General features: G+C 73.7%; 4 protein-coding genes and 1 pseudogene. 3 read left to right on the plus strand and 2 right to left on the minus strand.

The features are described 5' to 3' along the window. Nucleotides 1–560: pseudogene (locus NCC78_RS28900) on the minus strand (hypothetical protein); the annotation flags it as partial. Between the two features lie 10 nt (nt 561–570). Further along, nucleotides 571–1,164, minus strand: a complete 594-nt coding sequence (locus tag NCC78_RS28905) for a hypothetical protein (protein ID WP_250798484.1) — start codon at nt 1,162–1,164, stop codon at nt 571–573. 230 nt (nt 1,165–1,394) lie between these two features. Between NCC78_RS28905 and NCC78_RS28910 the strand changes: the two genes are divergently transcribed. The 3 genes from NCC78_RS28910 to NCC78_RS28915 form a co-directional block, all read left to right on the plus strand. Next, nucleotides 1,395–1,544 carry a catalase gene (locus NCC78_RS28910; RefSeq protein ID WP_250798485.1) on the plus strand — a complete coding sequence of 50 codons (150 nt, stop codon included), beginning with the start codon at nt 1,395–1,397 and terminating at the stop codon, nt 1,542–1,544. Between the two features lie 136 nt (nt 1,545–1,680). Next, nucleotides 1,681–1,854 carry a hypothetical protein gene (locus NCC78_RS32625; RefSeq protein WP_372495227.1) on the plus strand — a complete coding sequence of 58 codons (174 nt, stop codon included), beginning with the start codon at nt 1,681–1,683 and terminating at the stop codon, nt 1,852–1,854. 137 nt (nt 1,855–1,991) lie between these two features. Continuing rightward, nucleotides 1,992–3,910: sensor histidine kinase (locus NCC78_RS28915; protein WP_250798486.1), on the plus strand; the 1,919-nt coding region annotated here is incomplete at its 3' end.

A 3,910-nucleotide genomic window follows, 5' to 3' on the forward strand; every position in this document is an offset into this window, starting at 1 on the left:
GCGGCGCCCGCCGTGGCGTCCGGGTCGCCGGCCCAGCCGGTCAGGTCGGAGCGCCGCTCCGGACGCCCGTCGGTGGCGTCGGGCGGCAGCACGGTCGCGCCGCCGGTCCGCCCGGGGTCGTCGTCGGTCGGGATCTCGTCGTGGCCGGCCCGGTGGAACCCGGCGGTGGGGTCGGCCCGCCGTCCCTCCCGCGGCCCGTCGACGGCGCCGTCGCCGGGGCGGGCGGTCGATTCCGTACGCGGGTCGGGCTCGTCCTCCGGGTAGGGGCTGGCCAGCGCGGACGCGGCCACCGCGCCACCGACGGTGGTGGCGCCGAAGGCGGTCGGCACCGGGCCCGGCTCGTGGAACTCCGGCCGCCGGCCGTCATTGTCCCGGCCGTCCGTCCGCTCGTCGGCGTCCCGGTCGTCCGAGGTCCGCTCGCCGGCGACCGCCGGGTCGTCGAACGTGCCCCGGTCGTCCAGCGCGTCCTCGGGCACGTCGGCCCGACCGACCCGGTCCTCGGGCGGCGGTACCCGCACCGGGGCGGAGCGGACGGCCTCGGGGTGCTCTTCCTGGCGCATGGTGATCTCCTCAGCGGCTCGTGACGTCATGCGGGCTGTCCGGCTTTCGCTGCTCGGGCGGCCGGTGCCCGACCGGCTCCTCGCCGAGCAGGTCGGCGAAGAGAGCGCGGTAGTGCACGACGGCCTGGCGCAGTTCCTCGGTGCTGGCCTCGCCCCGGGAGTTGCGCAGGTGGATCTCGTGGGCGTCCCGGTAGTGGGTCAGCGTGCGGGCGTGCTCGACCGAGAGGTGGGCGATCTGGTCGGAGAAGTCACCGGTGGGGTAGCCGCGTTCGGCGATGAGCCGGGTGACCAGTTCGTCCGCGTCGCCCACGGTCTCGGCGGGGGAGTCGACGAAGCGGACCTGGAGTTCCTCCCAGGCGGCGGCGTAGCGGGCCCGGGACTCGGGGGCGAGGGACGTGAGCGTGAGTTCGGCGTGGCGGCGTTCGCGGTCCCGCAGCTCCCGCTCGGCGGCGGCACGGTTGTCCTGTTCGGCGAGCGCGTGGTCGTACTCCGGACCGAACCGGGACCGCAGTGCCCGGCGGCGGGCGTACGACCGGGCGGCCACGGCCAGCGCCGCGATCACCAGCACGACGAGAACTATGACGATTACCTGCGTGGGCGACATGGCTCCTCCTTCGCCGCTGGTATTCCCTCAGCTTGCTGATCGCCAATCCCTATCCGGGGCACTTTCCTCGGCAACGCTGAAACCTCCCTCGCCGACGACGAGAGCCACAGGGCGGCATCGGGGCAAAGACTTGACTCATTCCAGAAAGTGCGCTCGGGTGGGTTGACGCCGGTCGAGTCCGACCCCGAACGCCTCCGGACACCCGCCGCATCCCGAAGAACCACCGGACGATGCGCGGCTCCGGGGTGAACACCTACCGCCTGGTCGACGCCGAGGGCGAGGGTGTGCTGGTCAAGTTCCACTGGATGACCCGGCAGGGCGAGCACAACCTGACGAGTCCTACCGGGAGTACCGCCCGTTCGTCTCCGGTCAGGTCATGAAGGCCCCGATCGAGCGGCAGAACAACTACGCCCAGGCCGGTCGCCGGTTCCGCGAGATGGCCGACTGGGAGCGGGCCGACCTGATCCTCAACCTGACCACCCTGCTGGCCGGTGCGACAAGCACATCCAGGAGAAGATGGTCTGGCACTTCGGCCAGTGCGACGAGGACTGCGGCCGTCGGGTCGCCGAGGCCTCGGCCTCTCCGTCAACGGCTGATCGTTCCACTCAGGAGCGCCCCGCCGACCCACCGGCGGAGCGTTCGTCGGTTGTGGACGTCGGTCCCGCGACCGGTCGGCGCGACGGACGGTAGTGCAACGGGCGCGGATTACGTATCCTGCCCAAGGCGTCCACCGGCGGCGTCCCGGCGCCGCGGCCGGGCTGCCGGGCCGGGCGCTGCCCGGCAGGCGCCGGCGCCCCCGCAGCCACACCTTTCCGGGCGAGGTCTGATTGAACACCCGCGACTGGCCGATCCGCTCCAAGCTGACCGCGCTGGTCGTCGTCCCGGTGACCGCGCTGCTGGCTCTCTGGATCTTCGCCACCACGCTCACCTTCGGCCCCGCGCTGGACCTGCTGGCCGCCCGGACGCTCCTCTACGACCTCGGACGCCCCGGTGAGACCGTGGTGGCGGAGCTGCAATGGGAACGTCGGCTCTCCGTGGTGCAGCTGGCCGGGGAGGGCGCCCCTGCGCCGGGCCTGGCCGAGCAGCGGCAGCGGACCGACCTGGCGATCGCCGAGCTGCGCCGCCGGATCGACGGCGAGGAGCTGCGCGACGCCGCAAGCGACCTCCTCGACGCCCGGCTCGACCAGTTGGTCACCGCGCTGGAGGCGCTGCCTGCGGGGCGGGGTTTCATCGACCGGCGGGAGGTGGACCGGGCCGGAGCCGTCGGGCTCTACAGCGGGATGATCGGCTCCGCCTTCCAGGCGTTCTCCGCCATGGCGAACCTGCCCGACCAGGGCCTGAACCGGGAGGCGCTCGCCGTCACCGCGCTCGGCCGGTCCCGGGAGCTGCTCGGCCAGACCGACGCCCTGCTGGCCGGCGCGTTCACCGCCGGCCGGTACGCCGAGGGCGAGCACACCCAGCTCGTGCAGACCATCGCCAACCAGCGGTTCCTCGTCGAGTCGGCGGTCGCGGACCTGCCGGAGGCCGAGCGGACCGCGTACCAGCGGTTGACCGAGCAGGAGGCGTTCGGCCGGCTGCGGACCATGCAGGACGCCCTGGTCCGCGCGGAGACCTCGATGCGTCCGCCGGTGGACCCGGTGGACTGGCAGGCCGACTACGACGCGGTCCGGCAGACGCTGCGGGACTTCGAGCTGGCCCAGGCCGAGGGCCTGGCCGACCGGTCGGTGCCGACGGCCGTCCGCGTCCTGGTCCGGCTCGCCGCCGCCGGGGTGCTCGGGCTGGTCGCCGTCGTGGTCTCGCTCCTGGTGTCGCTGCGGGTCGGCCGCTCCCTCGCGCACCGGCTCACCGACGTACGGACGGCCGCGCTGGAGATGGCCGAACGCCGGCTGCCCGACGTGGTGGCCCGCCTGCGCCGGGGTGAGCAGGTCGACGTCGCGCGGGAGGCCCCACCGCTGGAGTACGGCGGCGACGAGATCGGCCAGGTGGGACGGGCGTTCACCGAGGTGCAGCGGACGGCGGTCCAGTCTGCCGTCGACGAGGTGACCCTGCGCCGAGGGCTCAACGAGGTCTTCCTGAACATCGCCCGGCGCAGCCAGGGGCTGGTGCACCGGCAGCTCGCCCTGCTCGACCGGATGGAGCGGCACACTGAGGACCCGGACGAGCTGGCCGAGCTGTTCCGCGTCGACCACCTCGCCACCCGGCTGCGGCGGCACGCCGAGGATTTGGTCATCCTGGCCGGCGCCGCGCCGGGGCGGGGTTGGCGCAACCCGGTGGCGATGGTCGACCTGATCCGGGGCGCCATCTCCGAGGTCGAGTCGTACGACCGGGTCGACATCACCACCGTGCAGCCCGCCGGCACCGTCGGGCGGGCCGTCGGCGACGTCATCCACCTGCTCGCCGAACTGATCGAGAACGCCACCGCGTTCTCGCCGCCGCGGACCCGGGTGGAGATTTCCGGGCAGCGCGTGGCGAACGGCTACGCGGTGGAGATCACCGACCGGGGTCTGGGCATGTCCGCCGCCAACCTCCAGGACGCCAACCGGCGGCTGGCCCGCTCGCCCGACTTCGAACCCACCGAGACGGCCCGGCTCGGTCTCTTCGTGGTGGCCCGGCTCGCCGCCCGGCACGGGGTGCGGGTGCGGCTGCGTCCGTCCGACGGCACCGGGCTGACCGCCGTGGTGCTCATCCCGGCCGACCTGGTGACCGACGAGCCCTCCCCGCTGCCGGTCGGAACGGACACCGGGTC

Source organism: Micromonospora phytophila (genome assembly GCF_023656545.1).
In the GTDB taxonomy this organism is placed as follows: Bacteria; Actinomycetota; Actinomycetes; order Mycobacteriales; family Micromonosporaceae; genus Micromonospora; species Micromonospora phytophila.

What these genes read in the sequence shown, in the direction of transcription:
- NCC78_RS32625 (WP_372495227.1), top strand. Translation starts at nt 1,681, where the DNA reads ATGGTCTGGCACTTCGGCCAGTGCGACGAGGACTGCGGCCGTCGGGTC.
- NCC78_RS28905 (WP_250798484.1), bottom strand. Translation starts at nt 1,164, where the DNA reads ATGTCGCCCACGCAGGTAATCGTCATAGTTCTCGTCGTGCTGGTGATC.
- NCC78_RS28910 (WP_250798485.1), top strand. Translation starts at nt 1,395, where the DNA reads ATGCGCGGCTCCGGGGTGAACACCTACCGCCTGGTCGACGCCGAGGGC.